The sequence below is a fragment of the Salipiger sp. CCB-MM3 genome (assembly GCF_001687105.1).
Classification (GTDB): Bacteria; Pseudomonadota; Alphaproteobacteria; order Rhodobacterales; family Rhodobacteraceae; genus Salipiger.
In genome coordinates this window covers 60253-81717 of sequence record NZ_CP014595.1, presented here as the reverse complement: position 1 = coordinate 81717, position 21465 = coordinate 60253, and the positions used below count along the sequence as shown (strand labels likewise).

At 64.7% G+C, this 21465-nt stretch carries 23 protein-coding genes; 10 read left to right on the top strand and 13 right to left on the bottom strand.

Annotation, left to right across the window (positions count from 1 at the left end; genetic code table 11):
- Position 1: 1 nt before the first annotated feature.
- The 4 genes from AYJ57_RS00415 to AYJ57_RS00400 all read right to left on the bottom strand — a co-directional run bounded on the left by AYJ57_RS00415 (position 2) and on the right by AYJ57_RS00400 (position 4434).
- On the bottom strand, positions 2-586 hold the full coding sequence (locus AYJ57_RS00415) for a sarcosine oxidase subunit gamma (RefSeq protein ID WP_237220172.1): 585 nt from the start codon (positions 584-586) through the stop codon (positions 2-4).
- Complete coding sequence (locus AYJ57_RS00410) at positions 579-3617, bottom strand: sarcosine oxidase subunit alpha family protein (protein ID WP_066099645.1); 3039 nt, start codon at positions 3615-3617, stop codon at positions 579-581. The genes AYJ57_RS00415 and AYJ57_RS00410 overlap by 8 nt, the downstream gene beginning before the upstream one ends.
- Positions 3618-3684: 67 nt before the next feature.
- Positions 3685-4008 carry a sarcosine oxidase subunit delta gene (locus tag AYJ57_RS00405; RefSeq protein WP_066099643.1) on the bottom strand — a complete coding sequence of 108 codons (324 nt, stop codon included), beginning with the start codon at positions 4006-4008 and terminating at the stop codon, positions 3685-3687.
- Between the two features lie 105 nt (positions 4009-4113).
- Complete coding sequence (locus tag AYJ57_RS00400) at positions 4114-4434, bottom strand: hypothetical protein (RefSeq protein WP_066099641.1); 321 nt, start codon at positions 4432-4434, stop codon at positions 4114-4116.
- Between the two features lie 263 nt (positions 4435-4697).
- Between AYJ57_RS00400 and AYJ57_RS00395 the strand changes: the two genes are divergently transcribed.
- Positions 4698-5114 carry a hypothetical protein gene (locus tag AYJ57_RS00395; protein WP_066099639.1) on the top strand — a complete coding sequence of 139 codons (417 nt, stop codon included), beginning with the start codon at positions 4698-4700 and terminating at the stop codon, positions 5112-5114.
- 41 nt (positions 5115-5155) lie between these two features.
- Here the strand turns inward: AYJ57_RS00395 and AYJ57_RS00390 are convergent, their stop codons facing one another.
- The gene (locus AYJ57_RS00390; RefSeq protein ID WP_066099637.1) at positions 5156-6400 is read right to left on the bottom strand and encodes a sarcosine oxidase subunit beta family protein; all 1245 of its coding nucleotides are present in this window, start codon (positions 6398-6400) and stop codon (positions 5156-5158) included.
- A gap of 176 nt (positions 6401-6576) precedes the next feature.
- Between AYJ57_RS00390 and ccmI the strand changes: the two genes are divergently transcribed.
- The 3 genes from ccmI to AYJ57_RS00375 all read left to right on the top strand — a co-directional run bounded on the left by ccmI (position 6577) and on the right by AYJ57_RS00375 (position 8681).
- Complete coding sequence (gene ccmI / locus AYJ57_RS00385) at positions 6577-7830, top strand: c-type cytochrome biogenesis protein CcmI (protein WP_157373885.1); 1254 nt, start codon at positions 6577-6579, stop codon at positions 7828-7830.
- A 136-nt stretch (positions 7831-7966) separates the two neighbouring features.
- Positions 7967-8440: a Holliday junction resolvase RuvX gene (gene ruvX, locus AYJ57_RS00380; RefSeq protein ID WP_066099635.1), complete on the top strand. Its 474-nt coding sequence runs from the start codon at positions 7967-7969 to the stop codon at positions 8438-8440.
- A 4-nt stretch (positions 8441-8444) separates the two neighbouring features.
- On the top strand, positions 8445-8681 hold the full coding sequence (locus AYJ57_RS00375) for a DUF1289 domain-containing protein (RefSeq protein ID WP_066099633.1): 237 nt from the start codon (positions 8445-8447) through the stop codon (positions 8679-8681).
- Here AYJ57_RS00375 and dusA read toward each other — a convergent pair.
- Positions 8678-9628 carry a tRNA dihydrouridine(20/20a) synthase DusA gene (gene dusA / locus AYJ57_RS00370; RefSeq protein ID WP_066099631.1) on the bottom strand — a complete coding sequence of 317 codons (951 nt, stop codon included), beginning with the start codon at positions 9626-9628 and terminating at the stop codon, positions 8678-8680. The two genes, AYJ57_RS00375 and dusA, sit on opposite strands and share 4 nt — an antisense overlap.
- An 863-nt stretch (positions 9629-10491) precedes the next feature.
- On the opposite strand from dusA, the gene AYJ57_RS00365 reads away from it, so the two are divergent.
- Positions 10492-12969: an Ig-like domain-containing protein gene (locus AYJ57_RS00365; protein ID WP_157373883.1), complete on the top strand. Its 2478-nt coding sequence runs from the start codon at positions 10492-10494 to the stop codon at positions 12967-12969.
- 509 nt (positions 12970-13478) lie between these two features.
- Here AYJ57_RS00365 and AYJ57_RS00360 read toward each other — a convergent pair.
- Entirely contained in the window at positions 13479-14375 is an 897-nt protein-coding gene (locus AYJ57_RS00360; protein WP_066099627.1) for a LysR family transcriptional regulator, read from the bottom strand.
- A gap of 179 nt (positions 14376-14554) precedes the next feature.
- Between AYJ57_RS00360 and AYJ57_RS00355 the strand changes: the two genes are divergently transcribed.
- The 5 genes from AYJ57_RS00355 to AYJ57_RS00340 all read left to right on the top strand — a co-directional run bounded on the left by AYJ57_RS00355 (position 14555) and on the right by AYJ57_RS00340 (position 17441).
- The gene (locus AYJ57_RS00355; RefSeq protein ID WP_066099625.1) at positions 14555-15631 is read left to right on the top strand and encodes an alpha/beta hydrolase; all 1077 of its coding nucleotides are present in this window, start codon (positions 14555-14557) and stop codon (positions 15629-15631) included.
- A gap of 68 nt (positions 15632-15699) precedes the next feature.
- A complete protein-coding gene (locus AYJ57_RS00350; protein WP_066099623.1) occupies positions 15700-16155 on the top strand; it encodes a (R)-mandelonitrile lyase in 456 nt (151 codons plus the stop codon).
- A 78-nt stretch (positions 16156-16233) separates the two neighbouring features.
- Positions 16234-16383: a hypothetical protein gene (locus AYJ57_RS26300; RefSeq protein WP_237220171.1), complete on the top strand. Its 150-nt coding sequence runs from the start codon at positions 16234-16236 to the stop codon at positions 16381-16383.
- An 18-nt stretch (positions 16384-16401) separates the two neighbouring features.
- A complete protein-coding gene (locus tag AYJ57_RS00345) occupies positions 16402-16995 on the top strand; it encodes a carboxymuconolactone decarboxylase family protein (protein ID WP_237220170.1) in 594 nt (197 codons plus the stop codon).
- A 50-nt stretch (positions 16996-17045) separates the two neighbouring features.
- A complete protein-coding gene (locus AYJ57_RS00340; protein WP_066099621.1) occupies positions 17046-17441 on the top strand; it encodes a (R)-mandelonitrile lyase in 396 nt (131 codons plus the stop codon).
- Between the two features lie 58 nt (positions 17442-17499).
- Here the strand turns inward: AYJ57_RS00340 and AYJ57_RS00335 are convergent, their stop codons facing one another.
- The 6 genes from AYJ57_RS00335 to nifB all read right to left on the bottom strand — a co-directional run bounded on the left by AYJ57_RS00335 (position 17500) and on the right by nifB (position 21392).
- On the bottom strand, positions 17500-18342 hold the full coding sequence (locus tag AYJ57_RS00335; protein ID WP_066099619.1) for an SIR2 family NAD-dependent protein deacylase: 843 nt from the start codon (positions 18340-18342) through the stop codon (positions 17500-17502).
- Between the two features lie 3 nt (positions 18343-18345).
- Positions 18346-18564, bottom strand: coding sequence for a putative nitrogen fixation protein NifT (gene nifT / locus AYJ57_RS00330; RefSeq protein WP_066099617.1), 219 nt, complete (start codon positions 18562-18564; stop codon positions 18346-18348).
- A complete protein-coding gene (locus AYJ57_RS00325) occupies positions 18561-18905 on the bottom strand; it encodes a nitrogen fixation protein NifZ (protein ID WP_066099615.1) in 345 nt (114 codons plus the stop codon). The genes nifT and AYJ57_RS00325 overlap by 4 nt, the downstream gene beginning before the upstream one ends.
- Positions 18905-19696 carry a 4Fe4S-binding leucine-rich repeat protein gene (locus tag AYJ57_RS00320; protein WP_237220169.1) on the bottom strand — a complete coding sequence of 264 codons (792 nt, stop codon included), beginning with the start codon at positions 19694-19696 and terminating at the stop codon, positions 18905-18907. The genes AYJ57_RS00325 and AYJ57_RS00320 overlap by 1 nt, the downstream gene beginning before the upstream one ends.
- Entirely contained in the window at positions 19651-19845 is a 195-nt protein-coding gene (locus AYJ57_RS00315; protein WP_066099609.1) for a 4Fe-4S binding protein, read from the bottom strand. The genes AYJ57_RS00320 and AYJ57_RS00315 overlap by 46 nt, the downstream gene beginning before the upstream one ends.
- Positions 19846-19913: 68 nt before the next feature.
- Positions 19914-21392: a nitrogenase cofactor biosynthesis protein NifB gene (nifB, locus tag AYJ57_RS00310; RefSeq protein WP_066099608.1), complete on the bottom strand. Its 1479-nt coding sequence runs from the start codon at positions 21390-21392 to the stop codon at positions 19914-19916.
- Positions 21393-21465 lie beyond the last annotated feature (73 nt).

Genomic DNA, 21465 nt, shown 5'->3' with positions numbered 1-21465 from the left:
CCTAGAAATATTCGAAATCCGGGCCATTTTTCGCCGCGCCGGCCAGCAGCCGAAAGACGTAATCGGCCACCGAGCGAAAGGCGAAAATCTGCGCCTCCTCTTCCGAGACCAGCCAGATCGCGGCAGCTGCCTGCGAAAGCCGGGTGCGGCGCAGCGCCCCGACCGGGAACGCAGCGGGCGCCATATTGGTGGGCGTGAGCCGCGCCAGTGTCTCGCGCAGGCAGCCGCCGGTCAGGCTCAGCCGCACCCGCATGTCCGACACGTCGAGCACCAGCGCATGCGCCCCGGCGTCATCAAGCTCGGCCTGCAGCCGCCGCGCCGCCTCGGCAGCTTCGCCATGCGGCAGCAGCAACAGCAGCTCATCAGGCGACATCCACAGCAGCCCCCGCTCCGCCGTGCCCGAGACCTGCCAGCGCCCCGGAAGCGCGCAGCCCGCCAGCACCTCGACCGGCCCGGCAAAGGCCGGATGATCGAACGCGCCGCGCAACGAAACCATGCCGCAGGGCCCCATCTCGCGCAGGGTGATCGCGCCTTCGGCCACGGCGCCCATCAACGGGCTCATCGGCTCCATGGTGATCTCAGACATCGTTCCTTGCCCCCTCGGCATCGTAAAAGACCGGGCTGACGATCCGCGCTTTCAGCGTGGTCTTGGCCTCGTCTGCGGGATCATAGTCATCGGTGGTGAAGGTCAGCTCCTCGCCCATCCGCTGCGGGCCGCCGCGCACCAGCGCCATGGCGATCCCCTTGCCCAGCGTCGGCGAGAAATAAGAGGACGTCACCCGCCCCTCGGTGTTGCGCTGGCCGTTGGCGTTCTTGCCCGCCGCAATGGCGAGCGCGCCCGTGGGCAGCACACCGCCGTCGTCCATCTCGAGCCCGACCAGTTTCCAGCGGGTCGGATCAGCCATATGCACCCGCTCCTGAGCGCGCTTGCCGAGGAAGTCTTCCTTCTTCTTCGAGATCGCCCAGCCAAGGTTCAGATCCTGCGGGATCACCGTGCCGTCGGTCTCGTCGCCGATCATGATGAAGCCCTTCTCGGCGCGCATCACATGCAGCGCCTCGGTGCCATAGGGCGTGACGTCCCATTCCGCGCCAAGCTCCAGCAAACGCCCCCAGAACGCCCGCCCGAGGCTCGCCGGAACCGCCACCTCATAGCTGAGCTCCCCTGAGAAAGAGATGCGGAACACCCGCGCCGGGAAGCCGCCGAGCGTACCTTCGGCAAAGCTCATGAACGGCAGCGCCTCTTTGCTGAGGTCCATGCCGCCGAGCTTTTCCAGAAGGCACCGTGCCTGCGGGCCGACCACGGCGACCTGCGCGTAGGCTTCGGTTACATTGGCGGTGTAGACTTGCCAGTCAAACCATTCACATTGAAGCCAATCTTCCATAAGGGCATGCACGTGCTCGGCGCCGCCCGTCGTGGTGTGGCAGAGCCAAGTGTCCTCGGCCAGCCGAACCACAACGCCGTCATCCATCAAAAAGCCGTTCTCGGTACACATCAGCCCGTAGCGGCATTTGCCCACCGGCAGCGTGCTCATCATGTTGGTGTAGAGCATGTCGAGGAATTTGCCCGCATCCGGCCCTTTGAGGACAATCTTGCCCAGCGTGGATGCATCCAGCAGCCCAAGGCTTTGACGTGTCGCAAGAATCTCGCGATTGACCGCCATCTCGGTGGTCTCGCCCGGGCGCTTGTAGCAATAGGGCCGCCGCCATTGGCCCACCGGTTCGAAGGTGGCACCATTCGCTTCGTGCCACGCATCCATCGGCGTGCGGCGCAGCGGCTGGAACAGCTCGTCCCGCGCCTCGCCGGTGATCGCGCCAAAAGAGATCGGCGTGTAAGGCGGGCGGAACGTGGTGGTGCCGACCTGAGGAATGGCCTCACCCAATGCATCAGAAAGAACAGCCAGACCATTGATATTGCTTAGCTTACCCTGATCTGTCGCCATACCAAGCGTGGTGTAGCGCTTGGCGTGTTCGACACTCTCATAGCCCTCGCGGGCGGCAAGCTGCAGGTCCGACACTTTCACGTCGTTCTGATAGTCGAGGAAGGCCTTCATCCGCAGATCGGGCGTCGCCTTGCTCGGCATGATCCATGTGGCCAGAAGCGGGGTCTCGCCAAGGTCCTCGCCCGTCGCAGCGATACCTTGCGCGTCTTCACACCCCACTTCAAGAGCGGCTTTTCGACCCGCCTTATCAGCACTTTGCAGGACATAATTCAGCCTCATTTCGCCATCAGCCGCGCCTGCCGCAATCACGTTTGCCATGCCATCGGCACTGCTGGCGGCCCGCGCGGGATCGGGTCTGAAGAAGGCGCCATCCTCGTCCCAGCGCAGCTTGCCGCCGCAATGGGACCAGAGATGCACCACCGGAGACCAGCCGCCCGACATGGCAAGCGCATCGCAGGGAATATCCTCGAGCACATTGCCGGTGCCATCGGCGAGACAGCTGTGCACCGTCGCCACCCGCGCCCCGCCGGTGACTTTCGCCACCGCGCGTCCGGGATCGACGCGCACACCGCGCTCGCGCACCAGTTCCATCAATTTGCCGCCGCCCATAGGCCGCGCGTCGAGCACCCGCTCGACGATGACACCGGCATCGACCAGCGTCAGCGCGGTGCGATAAGCGTCGTCATTGTTGGTGACGATCACCACCTTTTCTCCGGGCGTGACGCCATAGTTGACCACATAGTCGCGCATCGCCGAGGCCAGCATCACCCCCGGTACGTCATTGCCCGCAAAGCTCAGCGGTCGCTCGATCGCGCCGGTGGCGGTGATGATGCGCTTGGCGCGGATCCGCCAGAGCCGGTGACGCGGACCCGCCGCGCCCGGCGCGTGATCGGTCAGCCGCTCGTAGCCAAGCACATAGCCATGATCCTGCACCGCCGCGCCCATGCAGCGCGCGACGCGGCGCAGGTTCGGCAGCGCGTCAAGCTCGGCCAGAGTCGCCTCGACCCACGCCTCGGGCGTCATGCCGTCGATCGTTCCGCCATCGACCGGCGCCCGCCCGCCCCAATGCGGCGATTGTTCGATCAGCAACACCTCGGCCCCGGCCCGCGCGGCGGTCTTGGCGGCCTGCAGCCCCGCGATGCCGCCGCCGACCACAAGCACGTCGGTGTGGACATGGAAATGCTCGTACCCATCGGCGTCGCGGCTTTCCGGATGCGGCGCCTTGCCGAGTCCGGCGGCGCGGCGGATGACCGGCTCGTAGAGATGCTTCCAGAAGGCGCGCGGCCAGAGGAAGGTCTTGTAGTAGAACCCCGCGGGCAGAAAACGCGAGAGCGCCGCATTCACCGCGCCGATGTCATGCTCGAGGCTGGGCCAGCGGTTCTGGCTTTCGGCGGTGAGCCCGTCAAAGACTTCGGTGGTCGTGGCGCGCTGGTTCGGCTCGAAGCGCGGGCCGGTGCCAAGCCCGACCAGCGCGTTCGGCTCTTCCGCCCCCGAGGCGATGACCCCGCGCGGGCGGTGGTATTTGAAGCTGCGCCCCATCAGCAGCCGGTCGTTGGCGATGAGCGCCGAGGCCAGCGTGTCGCCGGGATAGGCACTCATCGATGTGCCATCGAAGGTGAAGCGGATGCTCTTGGAGCGGTCGATGAAACGACCGCCCTTGGCCAGACGGGTGCTCATATGCGGTGCCTCGCTGTCTGGAACGCGCCGGAGCCTCCGGCGGGAGTATTTGCCGAAAGGTGAAAGCTCATGCGGGCACCTGCCAGTCCGGGTGGCGGGCGCGGATCCGCGCGAGGATCTCTTCGGGCGGTTCGGGCGCGCGGGCGCTGTAGGTGCCGTAGACCTCCATCGTCACGCTGTCGCGCGCCGCAAGGAACCACTTGCCGCAGCCATAGGCGTGGCGCCAGCGTTCCAGCACCGGGCCTTTCGCCGCGTGGCGGTTGAAGAGATAGGCCTCAAGTTCGGCATCGGAGCTGCCGGGGCCCTCGCGCCGCAAATGCGCCTCGCCTCCGGGGGCGAGTTCGATCTCTGCAGCCTCGAGGCCGCAGCAGGGACAGGTGAGGATCAGCATGCGACCTCTCCTTTGCTTGGGGAAGACAGGGGCATGGCAGAGCGCCGCCAGCCCGCCGGAGCGGCGGGGGCGGGAATTTGGCGGATCGGAGGAAGAGCGGTGCCGTCAGTCCGCAGCGGCGGGCGGCTCGGCGGTGTCCTGAAGCGTGCCGCTTTCGCCTTCGACCGCTTCCACAAGGCTTTGGCTGTCGGCGCTGGCGGCAGCGCTGCTTTGGTCGCCTGCACCCGCCTCTGGTCCGGCCCCAAAGAGCGCCCAGAGGACAACGGCAATGACCACGAGCGCCACGCCCAGAAGCAGGGAGAGCAGCGCCACGAGGCCACTGCGCGCCGATGAGCGGCTCTTGCGGGGAGCGTCCCGGCCAGTTGCGCGATCTGCGGCGCGGGCCTCTGCCGCGGGTGTGTCATGCGGCGTGGCGTGGCCTGCCATGGGCGCTCTCCTTGGGTGCTGCGTTGCGTGACCGCAACGCGCAGCCGGGCGGTTCCGTTCCGCTGCAATGCGGCAATGATCCATTTTCCGCTCATCGTGCGGGCACCTCCCCCCTGCGCGCGCCTGATTTGCGGGCGTACACGCTGGATACACGCGGAATTCAGCGCTGCGTTGCGCTTGGTCAATGATTGGTCACCGCCCCGACCTACCGTGAGGAAACGCCGGCCCGAACCGGAAGACAAGAAGCCACGCAAGGAGGCCCCATGAGCAGACTTCTGACACTGACCCTGACCAGCCATCGCGGTCGCCGCTACCCGGTTGAGCTTTTCACCGCCGACACCGCCTTTGCCGACGAAGGCGCGGTGTATCTTCTGATGCGCCTGCCCGAGGGGCGCGCCGTGCAGGCGCAGATCCTCTATGTGGGCGACGCCGAGGCGCTTGGCGCGCAGCTCGAGGCCGACAAGCGCGAGAACGGCCCGTGGTCCCGCGCCGCCGAAATGGGGTTCGACACCGTGGGTGCCGTGGCGCTGTCGCGCCCCGAGGACCGGCAGATGATCGCCCGCGAGTTCATCGACAGCTGGCACCCGCCCTGCAACGCGGGCCAAGGCGCGCAGACCGGGCTGATGGGGCTGGCCGCGCCCCTGCCCGTCACCCTGCCGCGCAGCGCGCTCGGCCGCTGAGGCGCGGGTAGCGGCGCCTCTGAAGGGGCTCGTGGCGGCACTCAATGGGCCACCCCCGCCGCCACGCTTTCGTCGATGAACCGGCCTTCGCGGAACCGGTCCAGCCCGAACTCGGCGGTGAGAGATGAGTGCCCCTTGGCCATCAGTTCGGCAAAGCCCCAGCCCGAGCCGGGGATCGCCTTGAAGCCGCCGGTGCCCCAGCCGCAGTTGAGGAAGCAATTCTCCAGCGGGGTCTTCGACAGGATCGGCGAGCGGTCGCCGGTCACATCGACGATGCCGCCCCATTGCCGCAGCATCTTGAGGCGGCTGATCATCGGGAAGGTCTCGGTGAGCGCCCGCACGGTTTCTTCGATATGCTGGAAGCTGCCGCGCTGGGTGTAGTTGACGAAGCCGTCGGTACCGCCGCCGATCACCATCTCGCCCTTGTCCGACTGGCTCATATAGCCGTGCACCGTATTGGCCATGACCACCACATCCATGCAGGGTTTGATCGGCTCGGAGACCAGCGCCTGCAGCGCCACCGACTCGATTGGCAACCGGAAGCCCGCCTTCTCGGCCAGAACGCCGGAATGGCCCGCCACCACAATGCCAAGCTTGTCGCAGTCGATCTCGCCGCGGGTGGTGCTGACGCCCTGCACCTTGCCCCCCTCCGAGCGGATGCCGGTCACCTCGCAATTCTGCACGATGTCCATGCCCATGTCCGAGCAGGCCCGCGCATAGCCCCAGGCCACCGCATCGTGGCGTGCCGTGCCGCCGCGCGCCTGCCAGAGCGCGCCCAGCACCGGATAGCGCGGCCCGTCGATGTTCATGATCGGACACAGGCGTTTCACCTCGCGCGGGCCGATCATCTCGGTCTCGATGTTCTGCAGTCGGTTGGCGTGAACCGTGCGCTGATAGCCGCGCAGCTCGTGCTCGGTCTGCGCCAGCATCATCACGCCGCGCGGGCTGAACATCACGTTGTAATTGAGGTCCTGACTAAGCCCCTCATAGAGCGAGCGGGCCTTCTCATAGATCGCCGCCGAAGGGTCCTGCAGGTAGTTCGAGCGGATGATCGTCGTGTTGCGCCCGGTGTTGCCGCCGCCGAGCCAGCCCTTCTCGAGGATCGCCACATCGGTGATGCCGAAATTCTTGCCGAGGTAATAGGCGGTGGCCAGACCATGTCCGCCCGCCCCGATGATCACCACGCTATAGCGGCGCTTCGGCTCGGGTTTGCGCCAGGCGCGCGCCCAGCCGGTGTGGTAGCGGGCGGCCTCACGGGCGATGGCAAATACCGAATAGCGTTTCATGGGTCTCGAATCCGCTTTGTGAAAAATCCACTGGCTGCTGCAATTCCTGCACGCGGCGGCGCGCGGTGCAACCGCCTGTCTTGCCGCGCGGTGAACACGCGGCAAAGAGCTGCAGGGCTTTGCCCTTTTTTCCCGGCGCGCGGGCATATACATGGAGGGCAGAAGGAGAGCTTGGGATGATGATTTTCTGGATCGTGACCGGCCTTGCGGTGCTTGCCGTGGCCGCCCCGATGGTGGTGGCGCTGCTGCGCGCGCGCCGCGAGATCACCGGGGCCGAGGCCTCCGACCTGCAGGTCTACCGTGACCAGCTTTCCGAGATCGACCGCGACCGCGCCCGTGGCACCATCGGCGAGGCCGAGGCCGAGCGGCTGCGCACCGAAGTGTCGCGCCGCATTCTCGCCGCCGACAGCCGCGCCCATCAAGCCGGTGCCGCGCCCGCCAGCGGCGCCGCACGCGGGCCGCGCCGGGTGAGTGCCGCGCTGCTGCTGCTCGCGCTGATCGGCGGCAGCTATGCGCTCTATCTGACGCTCGGCGCACCCGGCTATGGCGATCTGACGCTGCGCGACCGTATCGCCGCAGCGCAAGAGATGCGCGAGACCCGCCCCTCGCAACAGGAGGCCGAAGCCGCCCTGCCCGCCAGCCCGCCCAGCGACGCGCCCGAGGAATACGCCCAGCTCGTCACCCGCCTGCGCGGCGCGGTTGAAGAGCGCCCGGACGATCTGCAGGGCCAGATGCTGCTCGCCCGCTCCGAGGCGGCGCTTGGCAATTACGCCGCCGCCTATGCGGCGCAGCGCCGGGTGATCGACCTCAAGGCCGATACTGCCGGTGCCGAAGACTATGCCGATCTGGCGGATATGATGGTTCTAGCCGCGGGTGGCTACGTCTCGCCCGAGGCCGAAAAAGTGCTCGATCAGGTTATGCAGCGCGATCCCGAAAACGGCGTGGCGCGCTACTACGGCGGGCTGATGATGGCCCAGACCGGCCGCCCGGACAGCGCCTTCCGCATCTGGGACAATCTGCTGCGCGACAGCGACGCCGGCGCGCCTTGGGTGCCCGCCATCGCCGAGCAGATGCCGCAGATGGCGCAGCGCGCCGGGATCAACGACTACACCCTGCCGCAGATGGCCAGCGCCGATCTTCCGGGTGCGCTCCCCGGCCCAACTACAGAAGACATGCAGGCGGCCTCCAAGATGTCCGAAGCCGACCGTCAGGCGATGATCGAGGGGATGGTCGACAATCTCTCGCAGCGACTGGCCGATCAGGGCGGCAGCCCCGAGGAATGGGCCCGCCTGCTCACCGCGCTCGGCGTGCTCGGCCAGACCGACCGCGCGCAATCCATCTGGGACGAAGCGCAGCAGGTCTTCGCCACCCGCCCCGAGGCGCTCGCCACGGTGCGCCAAGGCGCGGCCCGCGCCGGTCTCACCGACTGACGATTCCGGGGCCCTTCTTCTCTTTCCAAATACGCCGGGGTGAATTGGCCGACAGGCCAAGAGGGGCAGCGCCCCTCCCTTCCCTCACCGCCCGAGCTGGCCTAAACAGCGCGAAACCACCACAGGACGCCCCGAGATGATCCACGAAGACATCGCCGATTTCGCCGCCGCCCTGCCGCCGATGCGGGCCATTGCCGGGCTCGACCTTGGCACCAAGACCATCGGCGTCGCGCTCTCGGACCGGCTGCTCTCGGTCGCCACCCCGGTGGAGACGATCAAACGCAAGAAATTCACCCTCGACGCCGAGGCGCTGCTAAAGATCGTGCGGGATCGCGAGGTCGGCGGCATCATCCTCGGGCTGCCGCGCAATATGGACGGCTCCGAAGGCCCGCGTGCGCAATCGACACGCGCCTTCGCGCGCAACCTGTCGAACCTCTGGGATGGGCCGATCAGCTTCTGGGACGAGCGCCTGTCGACCGTCGCCGCCGAACGCGCGCTGCTCGAGGCCGACACCTCGCGCAAGAAGCGCGCCGAACTGATCGACCATGTGGCGGCGAGCTTCATCCTGCAGGGCGCGCTGGACCGGCTGCGCCACATCCGCGAGGCCTGAGCCGATGACCGGCGATGCGCGCAATCAGAGCCCCATAGAAAGCCCCTGCATCAATATCTGCGTGGTGCATCGCGCGGCCGGGCTCTGCACCGGATGTTTGCGCACGCTCGACGAGATCGCGGGCTGGGGCGGCTACACGCCGGAGGAACGCCGCGCCATCATGGACGCGTTGCCCGAACGCAAGGCGCTGCTGCGCCAGCGCCGCGGCGGCCGCGCCGGACGCCGCAGCGGCGAGGCTTAAGCGGCGGCGTCGCGCATCCGGCCCTGCGCCTCTCCGATCACCTCAAGGCCAGCGCCGTCGCGCGTCGACTTTTCGGACAGCACCTGCCGCCATTTGCGCGCGCCGGGACGCCCCGCATAGAGCCCCAGCATGTGCCGTGTGATCTGATGCAGCTTCCCGCCCGACGCGATATGGCGCTCGATATAGGGCAGCATGGCGGCGACCGCCGCATCCGGCGATACGGTCTCCACGTCCCGCCCGAAGATACGCGCATCCGCCTCGGCCAGCACGTCCCACGGCTGGTGATAGGCCGCGCGGCCAATCATCACCCCGTCGAGGCCCCGCGCCAGATGCGCCTCGGCCTCATCGAGGCTTCGCACTCCGCCGTTGATCGAGACATGGAGCTGCGGGAAGGCGGCCTTCATCTCATGCACCAGCTCGTAATCGAGCGGCGGGATATCGCGGTTCTCCTTGGGGCTGAGCCCCTGCAGCCACGCCTTGCGCGCGTGGATGGTGACCCGCGTGCAGCCCGCTGCGGCGATCTTTTCCAGAAACTCGGGCAGCACCTCGCGCGGCTCCTGCTCGTCGACACCGATGCGGCATTTCACCGTCACTTCGACGTCCACCGCCTCGCGCATGGCCGCGACGCAATCGGCGACCAACTGCGGGTGTTTCATCAGCACCGCGCCAAAAGTGCCCGACTGCACCCGGTCCGAAGGGCAGCCGCAGTTGAGGTTGATCTCGTCATAGCCTGCCTCGGCCCCCAGCTTGGCCGCCTGCGCAAGCTCCTCGGGGTCCGAGCCGCCAAGCTGCAGCGCCACCGGATGCTCCGACGGATCATAAGTGAGCAGATGCAACGCCCCGCCGCGCACCAGCGCCGGCGACGTGACCATCTCGGTGTAAAGCAGGCTCTCGCGCGACAGGATACGGTGCAGATACCGGCAGTGCCGGTCGGTCCAATCCATCATGGGCGCGACGCTCAAACGGGCTGCATATTCCACTCTATTTTTCAACACCTTGACCTCAACTCCGGGCGAGCCCCTTCTAGCACGCGATGCGTGGATTTCCGGGGTTTACCCAAGTTCACCGGGAATTTCGATACTGGATCGCTACGGTGTAGCACATCTGCGCTGACAGAACACCGACACTCCACCTGGCCCGGCTCGTCCCTTCGAGTAGTCTGCTTCCCAGGCTGCAAGGCAGGCGTTTTGTCGATTGCGATGAAGATTTCGACACGCCAACACTGCTTGAAAGCTCCACAGTCGAGAAAGTCAATGCCCGGCCTAAAAGCTGCAATATGATTGCGCCAAACAACTCAAGGTAGACACTCGATAAATTTGCGAAACCACGTGAAAATCCAGACACTTTATGTTAAAAGTAAGACCTCAGATTGGTGAGTCGTTCGCAGACCCAATTCTCTATGGTCAGCTTATCTGTCACCGCCGGAGTTAATTTGACCGTAAGAATTTTCTTTGCGCGACGCTTTCATGGTGCTGCGCAGCTCGCAGTTTCGACCGACGAGCAGCGCAATTTTCTCCTTTTCCAGAATTATAAGAGCTTTACTCGTTCTAGTTTCCAACCGGCGAGTACCGCTCTTAGCACCTATTCTCATTCGAGACCGGTAGCAAAGAATTATTGCAGGAGGCCAAATTTATTCCACTTAACCCAATTTCAAAAGAACCTGTCGGCGCGGTAATTCTCGGGTGCGCTAATCTCAATATCATGAAAAATTAAATCACCATTATTCGCACCTCACCCTGAGGTAATGTCGAATGAGAACGCGCTTTACTGCAGCCGCCAGTTTCCATAAGCATTTCCATTGGAGATCGGCATGGCACTTGGTAACCCAAACATAGGCGTATCTGAGAACTTTTCCGGAAACTTGAATGTTCAATTTGGGCCGGGGGAAAAAGGTTTTGTCACCAGCAACCCTGTGAACCCGCTGTTCAAGTTCAAGGCAAACGGGATCTTCACATACGACACGAACTATCTCCTGCCGCTCTATGTCGACAACACGGGTGATGAGATCCGGAATGCGGACGATGGCGACGACATCTTGCTCGCATATGGCTTTGACTCCCTCGCCTGGGGCGCGACAGTGACCGACACTTTCACCGTCGAGTACACGACTGGCGAAGGAACCACTTCCGAACTTGTGACGATCACCATTACCGGGGTCAACGATGATCCTACGGCGGTCGATGACACCTTCGGCTCGGTGATCGACAATGATTCAGGCCCCACCGTGATCGACGTGCTGGCCAATGACTTCGACATAGACACTTTCGACAACGAGACGGATCACGACGCTGATAGCGGTGGCGACACAATCCACATCATGAGCACCACCGATGGTGCCAACGGCAGTGTCACGACGGATGGCAGCACTGTAAGCTACGATCCTGATGCCGGCTTCATTGGCGTGGACACCTTCACCTACACGATTTCCGATCAGTGGGGTGCAACCGACACAGCGACGGTCACCGTGGTTGTCGGTCCAACGAATACGCCACCTACGGCGACGGATGACAGCTATACCGTTTCAGAAGAAGGCGGTCTGACACTGTTCAATGCCGATGACACGCCCGGCGGCGGCATTGGGGTTCTGGACAATGACAGCGATCCAGAAAATGACATTCTCGGCGCGGTTCTCAAGACCGACGTCTACCACTCCAACGCCTCGGGAGTGGCAGAAGCGAACTCTGATGCCACCGGAACCGGAGACATCGTATTCAATTCCGACGGCAGCTTCAGCTACGACCCGCAAGGCAGTTTCAATTACCTTTCGGTTGGAGATTCTGCCTATGTCGCCTTTGAATATACCGCCTTTGACGGAGCCCTGAGTTCCAGCGACGACGCTCTTGTGGTTATCGAAATCCAAGGCGAGAACGATGACCCGACCGGCACGGACGGATCAGCCACAGTCTGGGAGCGCGGTCTGGCAACGGGTACGCAGCCGGAACCGAATGGTATTCCGGACATCGGGGGGAACAGCGACATCTCGCAGACGATCGACCTGAATATCGCTGACGTCGACACGGGCGACAGCCCCTATCTCGCACAAGACGCCGCCGGGTCCAACACCAGCGCGATGAGCGGAGATTACGGCACACTGACGTTGAACGCCAATGGCACGGTGACCTATCTGCATACCAATCCGGCTGACCATGACGACAACAGCGGTTCACCTCAGGACATCTTTAACCTCTATGTGGTTGACGGCAACGGCGGCTCCCAGGCCCTGACGGTGACCATCGACGTGATGGATGACAATCCGTTCCTCGGAGACTTGCCAACCCCAGATGAAGACAACGACAACGATGTCGACAACCCGATCGAAGGCGTTCTGCAACTCGTCTACGGCGCAACCGGTACAGATACGTTCGACTATTACCCCGGGGCCGATCTCTCCACGCTAAGCGTGACCAGCGTGCCTTCGGACTTTACTTGGTATGATACCAACGGCGACAGCGCTGGCGGCGAGGTCACAGTGTCATCGAGCTATGATGCCGCGACAATGACCGTGACCGGCACCATCAGCGGCGGGGAGTTCGATGGCGAGTCGCTTTACACGTTGGAGATCAACGACACTGATCCCACGGCAAGCTATCTATTCACCTTGTTGCAGGATGCGCCGACAGACCTGATCCCGTTGGACTTCGGTGGCGGAGTGAACCCCGGCGGGCCCGAAGAAACCAAAGAGCCTTCAGGTATCATCTTTGACGGTGGATCGGTTAATGATTTGGCTGATCTGGCGGGCACATGGGACACAGAGTTCGGAGACGGCTCCTACTTCCTCAATCCCAACAATGCGGGCGGCATCGGTGTCGGCAACGGCAACATAGAGCAGCTTGAAGCCATCAAGATCACCACCCCCGGCCCCGGAACCGTTTCGGCATTCTCGCTTGAGCTTGATCCGGTCGGCGGTGGCATCGGCAACACCGCGCCGCTCTATATGGTGTGGGAGGCTTATGGACCGGATGGTCCCGACCCGGACTCGGATCCGGATTTCGCGACGGGCATATTTGAATTGGACCCGTTCACCACGGTTAAGACTGCTCTCATCGATCCGGGCATCGACTTTGACGAGATCTATCTCGCAATCGCAGGTCTCGACGGCAACGACAAGCTGCGGATCAACAATATCTCGGTCGAACAGGCGATCGACGTTGACGACTTCGAACTGGCCTTCACCCTCGGCGCGACCGAAACTGGCCCGACGGAGGATGGGGACGTTGCCGCCGGACTTCCTGACACGGACTTCGTGGTCCAGATCGACGGCACCGACGATGATATGATCTTCACCTAAAGCGGTGCCTCTAGCCGCTCCGGGCGCACAACAGCGCCCGGAGACTTTGATCCTGGTCCATTGCAGAGCGCTGTGATGAGACCACCGGAGATGTCTCAAAGGCATCAAGCGCAAACGTCTCGGTGTAGATGAGGGAACAGAAGGGGGCTTAGGTCCAACATCCGGTGCAACGCTTTTCCCCTGCACCATTTAGGCCAATGAAAATACCGCTCAGGCGCCCTCGGCATTCTCCATCTGCCTACTCAAGGTCTGTATTCCCTGACCTATGAGTTGCAGGGTCACGCCCCACATTTAGGCCGTGAGCGATCATTTGTGCTGTAGGCAGCGAAGCCCACGCCAGATGCCTTTCGCCGGTTCGCTTCGCTGCAGAGATCAGACGGCTTGATCTGCTACAATGTCCCCTGAGCGCCAGTGCTGGCAGCGAGCAGCGTTTCGGCGTCGCACCCTCGCATTCAGCCAAACGACGCCGTCATTTCTGGTGACCCGAAGATCACTTCCATGAGCACACGTCATGATCGTGCCGAACGTAGCCGGTCGATCAAAAGCCGTAGAGCCGAGCTAAGATTCCGCCGCCCCATGTAGCACAGATGGTAGCCGTCGAAGGGCGGGCAGAAGTCCGCCAGGACCCTGCGCACACGTCCGGTATCGAGGTCAGCGCGGACTTCCGGCAGCGGCAGGTAGCCGAACCCGTGACCAGCCCGCACCGCTTCCATCACGAGGCCGGGGTCGTTCAGGATGAAGGGACCGGTCAGCTTCTTCACCACCTCAGTGCCTTCGATCTCGAACTCCCAGTCATAGACCGGCCCGTCGGATCGATGCCGCATCAGGATACAGTCGTGGGCATCAAGATCGTCGGGGTGCGTCGGCGTGCCGCGCCGCGCGAGGTAGTCCGCGCTGGCGACCGCTGCCATTTCCAGCTGCGGCCCTACGGGGACCGCGATCATGTCGGGGCTTAGGTGCTCGCCGAGCCGGATTGCGCAGTCAGAGCGGTCTTCGGCAAGGTCAGAAAGCCGGCCTTCGCTGCTGATCTCGATGCGCACGTCGGGATAGTCGCGCACCAGTCGCGAGGCCACCGGCCAGAGGATGTCGCGCGTGGCGGGCACGCTGGAGGTCACCCGCACCAGCCCGGAGGGACGCTCGCCAAGCGTGCGGATTTCCTCGATCCGGTTGCCGAGTTGCTGAAAGCTGGGGCGCAGCGCCGCGAGAAGCTGTTCGCCCGCATCGGTGGGGGTCACCTTCCGCGCACTCCGGTTGAGCAGCCGCACGCCGATCTTGTCTTCGAGCCGCCGGATCGTGTGGCTCACGGCGGATTGCGACACGCCGAGACGGTGCCCGGCACGGGTGAAATTGCCCTCTTCGGTGACGGCAAGCAGGGTCGAAAGATCGCCGAGCAATTCACGGTCCATGGCGCGCTCCTTCTGTTGCTCGCGGTGTTCTGGGGCAACGAACAGCCTGACGCAAAGGAAAAGCGCCGCCCAAGCATGAATCCAGCTCATAGCAACGATAAGGCCAAGCGACCTTATCCGGCCCCGGGGGCAGCTCCAGATTGGAGGGCAGACGACACATCCGAACCGGAGTTCTCAAGATGACCACCCCGACCGATCCCCAAAACCCCGCCCGCCGCGAGCTGCTGCTGACTGCCGGAATGGGCGCCGCCGCTCTTGGCATGGCCTCGCTGAGCGCCGAAGCCGTACTGGCGCAGGCGACCACCGAGTGGGACAAGACCTTCCCGCAGAGCGACCGCGTCGACCACCGCAAGGTCAGCTTCACCAACCGCTACGGCATCGTGCTGGTGGGCGATCTCTACCTGCCGAAAGACCGCGGCGACGCGCCTCTTCCGGCCCTTGCGGTCGCCGGCCCCTTCGGCGCCGTCAAGGAGCAGGCCGCGGGCCTCTATGCTCAGGAGATGGCCGAGCGCGGCTTTGCCGCCGTGGCGTTCGATCCCTCCTACATCGGCGAAAGCGGCGGAGCGCCGCGCTACGTCGCGTCGCCCGACATCAACACCGAGGACTTCATGGCCGCGGTCGACTTCCTTGGCCTGCAGAACGCGGTGGACCGCGACCGCATCGGTATGATCGGCATCTGCGGCTTTGGCGGCATGGCGCTCAACGCCGCCTCGCCCGACAAGAGGGTCAAGGCAGTGGCTGTGACGTCCATGTACGACATGAGCCGGGTCAACGCCCGCGGCTATTTCGATGCGATGACCGAGGAAGATCGCACCGAGGCGCTGACCGCCATGAGCCTGCAACGCTGGGAAGACGCCGCGTCGGAGGAGGCTCCGAAGCTGGCCGGTGGTCTGCCCGACACGCTGGACGGCATCGATAACCCGGTAATCGCCATGTATCACGCCTACTACAAGACGGACCGCGGCTATCACCCGCGCTCGCTGAACTCGAACGGCGGCTGGAACGTCACCTCGGCCATGTCCTTCATGAACATGCCGCAGCTCACCTACATCCATGAAATCTCGCCGCGTCCGGCGCTGATCATCGCCGGGTCCGAGGCGCATTCCCGCTATTTCAGCGAAGACGCCTATGCCGCGGCGCGCGACCCCAAGGAACTGGTGATCATCGACGGTGCGGATCACTGCGATCTCTACGACCAGAAGAACATCATCCCCTTCGACCGCCTTCAGGCGTTTTTCAAAGGCCATCTCGCGTAAGTCCCCGGGCCTGCCCCCGAATGTGGGGCAGGTCTCATCGCCCCTTTCCCGATCAAGGAGACGCCCCAATGAAGATGACCCTCGCCGCGCTTGCACTGAGCCTCACCGCCCCCGCAGCCCTCGCCCAGCAGATGACGCAGACCACGCCTCTGGAGCGGGGCGGCCAGATCGGCAGCCCCGAGACCTTCACCGGCACGGTCTTCGTCGCGCCGGTTTTCGGCCCCGAGATGAACGATGTCAGCGCAGGTGAAGTGACCTTCCTGCCCGGCGCCCGATCGGCGTGGCACACGCATCCGGTGGGCCAATATCTCGTCGTGACCGCAGGGACCGGCTGGTACCAAGAAGAAGGTGCGGACAAACAGGTGATGCGCACCGGCGATGTGGTGTTCGCTCCGGCTGGCGTAAACCATTGGCACGGCGCGACAGCAGGAACCTCTGTCACCCACTACGCGATCCAGGCGGTTCAGGACGGCTCCGCGGTGACATGGGGGGAGCTCGTGACCGACGAGGACTACGGCAGCTGAGACCGAATGCCTGCAACCGGAGACCGGTGCGACCGGTCCCCGCCACTTCGCCAAGTCCCCGATACTAAGGATGCTCCCATGAAAACCCAGATCATTGCCTCCGCCTTCGCTTTCGCCAGCACCACCGCCGCGGCGCAGGACATTGCCCGGACCCTTCCTGCCGCCGCCGATGCGGTGGCTCCGGCCCTCGCCGCCTATGCCACCGAAGACCTCTTCGGCTCGGTCTAGACCGATGAGACGCTCTCGATGCGCGACCGCGCGCTCGTTACCTTCGCGGCGCTGGTCACACGCCAAGAGGCGGACACGCTCGGCCCTCACACCGAACTGGCACTCGACGCGGGCGTGACCCCGGCGGAACTGTCGGAAACCATCACCCATCTCGCGTTCTACACCGGCTGGGGCAACGCCACCGCAGCTGCCGAGGCCATGGCCCCGGTCTATGACGCGCGCGGCGTGACCACCGAAGAGCTGCCCGCTCTCGCCCCCGATCTCCTGCCGCTGGACGCAGAGGCCGAAGCCGCGCGGGAAGAGACGGTTCAGTCCAATTTCGCCAATGTTAGCCTCGGCGTCGTCCACACCACGCGCGAGCTGCTGTTCAACGACCTCTGGCTGCGCCCGGCCCTTGCGCCCCGCGACCGCAGCATGGTCACCGTCGCCGCGCTGATCACCGCCGGCCAAGCCGAGCAGATGACCTTTCACCTGAACCGCGCGATGGACAACGGGCTGACGCAGGACGAGGCAGGCGCGATGCTCTCGCATCTTGCCTTCTATGCGGGCTGGCCCAAGGTGTTCTCGGCGATGCCCGTGGCGCGGCAGGTGTTCGAGAGCCGCGCAGACTGAAATCCCGCGGCGCGGCCACGGCCCCGCCGCCTCACCAACGGAGACATTCCATGAAGATCATCCGAGCTGGCAGCACGCCCTCCGCCCCCGGTCCCGAGGACTACTTTACCGGAACCGTGCGGATCGACCCCATGTTCCAAGCTGACGCGCCGGGCCGCACCAGCGGTGCCCATGTCACCTTCGAGCCCGGCGCCCGAACCGCGTGGCACACCCATCCGGCGGGACAGACCATCATCATCACCTTTGGCCGCGGCCGGGTGCAGCGCGAAGGCGGCCCGATCGAAGAGGTCACAACCGGCGACGTGGTCTTCTTCCCCGCCGACGAGAAACACTGGCACGGCGCATCGCCCGATACTGCCATGTCGCACATTGCCATTCAGGAAAGCATCGACGGCACCCCGGTGACATGGCTGGAGAAGGTCTCCGACGCGGACTACACGGGCTGAAGGCAACAGCTCAAAAGGCCGCGCATGCGGGGGCCGGGCCCAAGCGGGCGGGCGCTGTTCAGCCCTCGGGCACCGACAGCGCCTCGGCCACTGCTTCGGCGGGCAGGTCGAGCCATGTGGCACCCATCTCCTCGACAAAGCGCGCCTCCATGCGGCTCAGCGGGCCGGGGGTGACGATCACATGCCCCTGCCCCGAGCGCTTGGCGATCTGCCGCGCGAAGATGCGCAGCATCTGGTCATCGAACCGGCAGCCGAGGAACAGGAAGGGCGTGCCGGTGCGGCGGCGCTGCACCTCCTCGGGGATCGGGCGCTGGATGTCGATCTCGGTCAGCACCTCGACGTAATCGCTGTCGGAGATCAGCATCGAGCCACCCTTGCGCGCCAGCCCGTGCGGCTTGTAGATCAAGGTCTTCCACGCGGGATCGGCGGCTTCGACCTCGGCGCCAGTGTTGTCATAGGCGCGGGTGAAGATGTCGATCCATTCGCCATTGCGGCTGACGCCCTGCACCAGCCCCCAATCTTCGGTGCCTTGGCTTGCGGCATCGAAGGCGCGCAGCAGCCCGTCGTCATACCATGTGTCCACCACCATCGAGGGGCGTACCCGCGCCAGCCAGTCGTGCACCGGATTGGAGCCGGGCGTATCTCCGGCAAAGGCGTCCTGCACCAGCTTGTCGAGCGTGGCGCGGAACTTGCGGCTCTCGACATATTGCGCAACCGACCACAGGTTGCCCTGCACCCGGCGCGGCGCACGCACCTGCGCCTCGATCTGCGCACAGAGCGCAGCCGGAGAGCTTGGCGCGCTGCCGCCCGAGAGCGCCGAGACCTCGGGGCCGAGATAGGCGATGCGACGTCCGGCGGCGACCTCGATCATCGCCTGTTCAAGCTGGTCATAGGGCGACATGGCTCACTCCTCCTCGGCGGTGGTCAGGCGGCGCGCGTCCACGGTGATCGGCAGACGTGGCGGTTCGTCAAAGGCGGGCATGGCAAAAACCCAGCCGTTCGACAGCCGGGCCCAGCCGCCCCAGAGCCCCTCGTTCTCGGTCTCGACGACCATTTCCTCGAGGTCCTTCTTGGGCACATAGGCCTCGAGCCCCTTCGGCGTTTCGCGGATGATGACCTTCATTCTGCCGCCTCCCTGCTGGTGCGTGTGACGATGTGGGATTGCAGCGCGCTTGGGTCGTCCACCCGGCGCGACGCGTCCGGGTCGGCCGCAATAAGCTCGCGTTCGCGCATCCCAACGATGCTGCCGCGCCCGACGAAATCGACCGCGTAGATATAGAACTGCTGGAGGAACACGCCGATATCGCGCACGTAGCCCTCGTCGCCCTTGCGCACCACGGTCTCGCCGATCTCGACCCCGGCCATGGTGCCATCGTTCTTGACGTTCTTTTTCGAGATCACCTTGTCGCCCGGCTCGAAGGCCGGGTCGCGGTAGACCTCGATCTCGCGGTCATCGGTAGACATCAGGCATTCTCCTTCAGCTGGGCGAGCCGCGCGCGGGCGGTCTCGCGGATGATTTCCTCTGGATCGTCGAGCAGCGCCTCGGCCTCGGCGGTGGTGCCATTTTCGGCGACCGTGTGGCGCACCCGCATGTCCGCGTCCCCGACAAAGGGCGCCGGGCAGCGCGCCGCCGCCTCGCGGCGCACCAGCGGGTCGGGATCAAGCCGCAGCCGGTCGAGCCAGCCCTCGCCGATGCGCCGCGCGACGATGCGGCGGATCTCGGGGTCGTCATCGCCGAGCATCACCGGCAGCATTCCCGGCGCGGCGCGCCGTGCGACGATGCTGCGCACGTAGCTGTCGGCGTCGTCAGCCATCGCCACCAGCGCGTCCACATCGAGCCGATGCGCCACGGCGATGCGCACCCGCCGGTCCGGATCATGCACCCGCCGCGCCGCCTGCACGCTGGGCAGGCGCAGGATCGCCATGGCGCGCACCCCGGCATCCGGGTCCGACAGCATCCGCGGCAGGCGAAAGACCGAGGCCACCCTTGCGGCATTCATCCGCACCTCGAAGTAAGGGTGCGTCAGGCATTCGTCGGCCAGATCGCGGTTGAGCAGAAAGAACCGCTCGATCCGCTTGGCATAACGGTCCTGCAGGCAGGACCAACCCAGCCCGCAGCGCCCCGGTGCCAGCCGGGCACGAAACCGGCAGTCCGTGCAGTCAAGCGGCGCGCCCTGCCAGTCGAGAGGCTCTGGTCCATCGGGCATGCTCAGGCCGGCACGCAGGTTTCCGGCACCGGGCAGATCTCGGCGCATTGCGGGATATCGTAGTGCCCCTTGCACTCGGTGCAGAGGTCGGCGTCGATGATGTAGGTGTCATCCTCGAAGCGGATCGCGGCGTTGGGGCATTCAAACTCGCAGGCACCACAGACGGTGCAATTGCTCTGGACGATGGTCAGGGCCATGGCGTGCTCACTCCTGATGCGAACGGCTGTCGGAGGGCGCGGGCTGCGCCCTCCGGGGGAACTTGCGGTCAGGCGATTTCAGCGGCGGGAAGCCCCGCCTTGGTGCGGTAGACCGCCGAGACCGCGGTCTCGATGTACTCATAGGCGTAGTCCTGAATGGCCTCGATCCCGGCGGCTTCGAGGTCTTCACGCGGGCAGTCGCCGATCTTGGCCACGAGGATCGTGTCGATCCCTTCGAGCGTCTTGATCACCAGATCGAGCTTGTCCTCTTCGCCGTAGCCGCCGACGCAGTAATTGTCGCAGCGCCGGTGGGTGACAAAGCGCACGCCGTCCGCATCCACCTCGAAGATCTGGAATTCGGTGGCATGTCCGAAGTGCTGATTGATCCGCCCGCCACCCTTGGTGGCTACCGCGATCAGCATCGCACCGGCATCGCCCGCCACCGCGGCCTGCGTTTCGGCCTTGGCTTCCTCGGCGGCGGCGCGGCGCTCGCCGCGCTCTTCGGCGACCCACTCTTTGTAGGCTTCGCGCTTCGAGGGATCATAGGTCACCTCGTCGGGCACCAGATCCATGGTGAACTCCTGCCCGCGATCCTCGCCCAGCAAGCCCACCGCATCGGCGCGGCACTGGCGGCAGTGCTTCATCAGGTTGGCCCCGCCCGCGCAGGCGTCCTGCAGCTTCTTCAGCTCGGCGGCGGTCGGCCCGCGCTGGCCTTCGAGGCCAAAGACCGTGCCATGCTCGGGGGCCGAGATCAGCGGCATGATGTTGTGCAGGAATGCGCCGCGCTTCTTCACCTCCTTGTTCACCTCAAGAAGATGCTCGTCATTGATGCCGGGGATCATCACCGAGTTGACCTTCACGAGGATGCCGCGCTCGTGCAGCATGTCGAGGCTCTGCATCTGCCGCTCGTGCAGGATCTGACTGGCTTCGAGCCCGGTGCGGCGCTTGTGGTCCCAGAAAATCCACGGGTAGATCTTCGTGCCGACCTCGGGGTCGATCATGTTGATCGTCAGCGTCACATGGTCGATGTTCATGTCGAGCAGATCATCCACGTGATCGGGCAGCGCCAGACCGTTGGTCGAGAGGCACAGCTTGATGTCGGGCAACTGCTCATGGACCAGCCGGAAGGTCTCGCGGGTCTTTTTCCAATCGTAGGCGCTGTCACCCGGCCCGGCGATGCCAAGCACCGAAAGCTGCGGGATCTCATTGGCTACGGCGATCACCTTGCGCGCGGCCTTTTCCGGCGTCAGCCGTTCCGAGACCACGCCGGGGCGGGATTCATTGGCGCAGTCGTACTTGCGGTTGCAGTAGTTGCACTGGATGTTGCAGGCGGGCGCCACGGCCACATGCATGCGCGCGAAGTAGTGATGCGCCTCTTCCGAATAGCACGGGTGATCCTTCACCTTTTCCCAAGTGGCCGGGTCCATATCCTCGGGCGCATCGGAGGAGCCACAGGCCGAGGAGGAGCAGCCTTCGGATTCCATCGCCTTGGTGAGCGTATCCTTGGAGCCGACCGAGAGGTCGCCGATCGAAATGACATTGGACATGCGCGCGTTTCCTTCATGCTGGAGGTTCGGAGCGTTTCCATGTCTTTCAGCAAGCGCCGTGCCAAACGCCGGG

What these genes read in the sequence shown, in the direction of transcription:
- AYJ57_RS00355 (WP_066099625.1), top strand. Translation starts at nt 14,555, where the DNA reads ATGACCACCCCGACCGATCCCCAAAACCCCGCCCGCCGCGAGCTGCTG.
- ruvX (WP_066099635.1), top strand. Translation starts at nt 7,967, where the DNA reads ATGATCCACGAAGACATCGCCGATTTCGCCGCCGCCCTGCCGCCGATG.
- dusA (WP_066099631.1), bottom strand. Translation starts at nt 9,628, where the DNA reads ATGATGGATTGGACCGACCGGCACTGCCGGTATCTGCACCGTATCCTG.
- AYJ57_RS00325 (WP_066099615.1), bottom strand. Translation starts at nt 18,905, where the DNA reads ATGTCTACCGATGACCGCGAGATCGAGGTCTACCGCGACCCGGCCTTC.
- AYJ57_RS00365 (WP_157373883.1), top strand. Translation starts at nt 10,492, where the DNA reads ATGGCACTTGGTAACCCAAACATAGGCGTATCTGAGAACTTTTCCGGA.
- AYJ57_RS00335 (WP_066099619.1), bottom strand. Translation starts at nt 18,342, where the DNA reads ATGTCGCCCTATGACCAGCTTGAACAGGCGATGATCGAGGTCGCCGCC.
- AYJ57_RS00340 (WP_066099621.1), top strand. Translation starts at nt 17,046, where the DNA reads ATGAAGATCATCCGAGCTGGCAGCACGCCCTCCGCCCCCGGTCCCGAG.
- AYJ57_RS00400 (WP_066099641.1), bottom strand. Translation starts at nt 4,434, where the DNA reads ATGGCAGGCCACGCCACGCCGCATGACACACCCGCGGCAGAGGCCCGC.
- AYJ57_RS00320 (WP_237220169.1), bottom strand. Translation starts at nt 19,696, where the DNA reads ATGCGCCGAGATCTGCCCGGTGCCGGAAACCTGCGTGCCGGCCTGAGC.
- AYJ57_RS00415 (WP_237220172.1), bottom strand. Translation starts at nt 586, where the DNA reads ATGTCTGAGATCACCATGGAGCCGATGAGCCCGTTGATGGGCGCCGTG.
- AYJ57_RS00345 (WP_237220170.1), top strand. Translation starts at nt 16,402, where the DNA reads ATGCGCGACCGCGCGCTCGTTACCTTCGCGGCGCTGGTCACACGCCAA.
- ccmI (WP_157373885.1), top strand. Translation starts at nt 6,577, where the DNA reads ATGATGATTTTCTGGATCGTGACCGGCCTTGCGGTGCTTGCCGTGGCC.
- AYJ57_RS00395 (WP_066099639.1), top strand. Translation starts at nt 4,698, where the DNA reads ATGAGCAGACTTCTGACACTGACCCTGACCAGCCATCGCGGTCGCCGC.
- AYJ57_RS00315 (WP_066099609.1), bottom strand. Translation starts at nt 19,845, where the DNA reads ATGGCCCTGACCATCGTCCAGAGCAATTGCACCGTCTGTGGTGCCTGC.
- nifT (WP_066099617.1), bottom strand. Translation starts at nt 18,564, where the DNA reads ATGAAGGTCATCATCCGCGAAACGCCGAAGGGGCTCGAGGCCTATGTG.
- AYJ57_RS00390 (WP_066099637.1), bottom strand. Translation starts at nt 6,400, where the DNA reads ATGAAACGCTATTCGGTATTTGCCATCGCCCGTGAGGCCGCCCGCTAC.
- AYJ57_RS26300 (WP_237220171.1), top strand. Translation starts at nt 16,234, where the DNA reads ATGAAAACCCAGATCATTGCCTCCGCCTTCGCTTTCGCCAGCACCACC.
- AYJ57_RS00350 (WP_066099623.1), top strand. Translation starts at nt 15,700, where the DNA reads ATGAAGATGACCCTCGCCGCGCTTGCACTGAGCCTCACCGCCCCCGCA.
- AYJ57_RS00360 (WP_066099627.1), bottom strand. Translation starts at nt 14,375, where the DNA reads ATGGACCGTGAATTGCTCGGCGATCTTTCGACCCTGCTTGCCGTCACC.
- AYJ57_RS00375 (WP_066099633.1), top strand. Translation starts at nt 8,445, where the DNA reads ATGACCGGCGATGCGCGCAATCAGAGCCCCATAGAAAGCCCCTGCATC.
- AYJ57_RS00405 (WP_066099643.1), bottom strand. Translation starts at nt 4,008, where the DNA reads ATGCTGATCCTCACCTGTCCCTGCTGCGGCCTCGAGGCTGCAGAGATC.
- AYJ57_RS00410 (WP_066099645.1), bottom strand. Translation starts at nt 3,617, where the DNA reads ATGAGCACCCGTCTGGCCAAGGGCGGTCGTTTCATCGACCGCTCCAAG.
- nifB (WP_066099608.1), bottom strand. Translation starts at nt 21,392, where the DNA reads ATGTCCAATGTCATTTCGATCGGCGACCTCTCGGTCGGCTCCAAGGAT.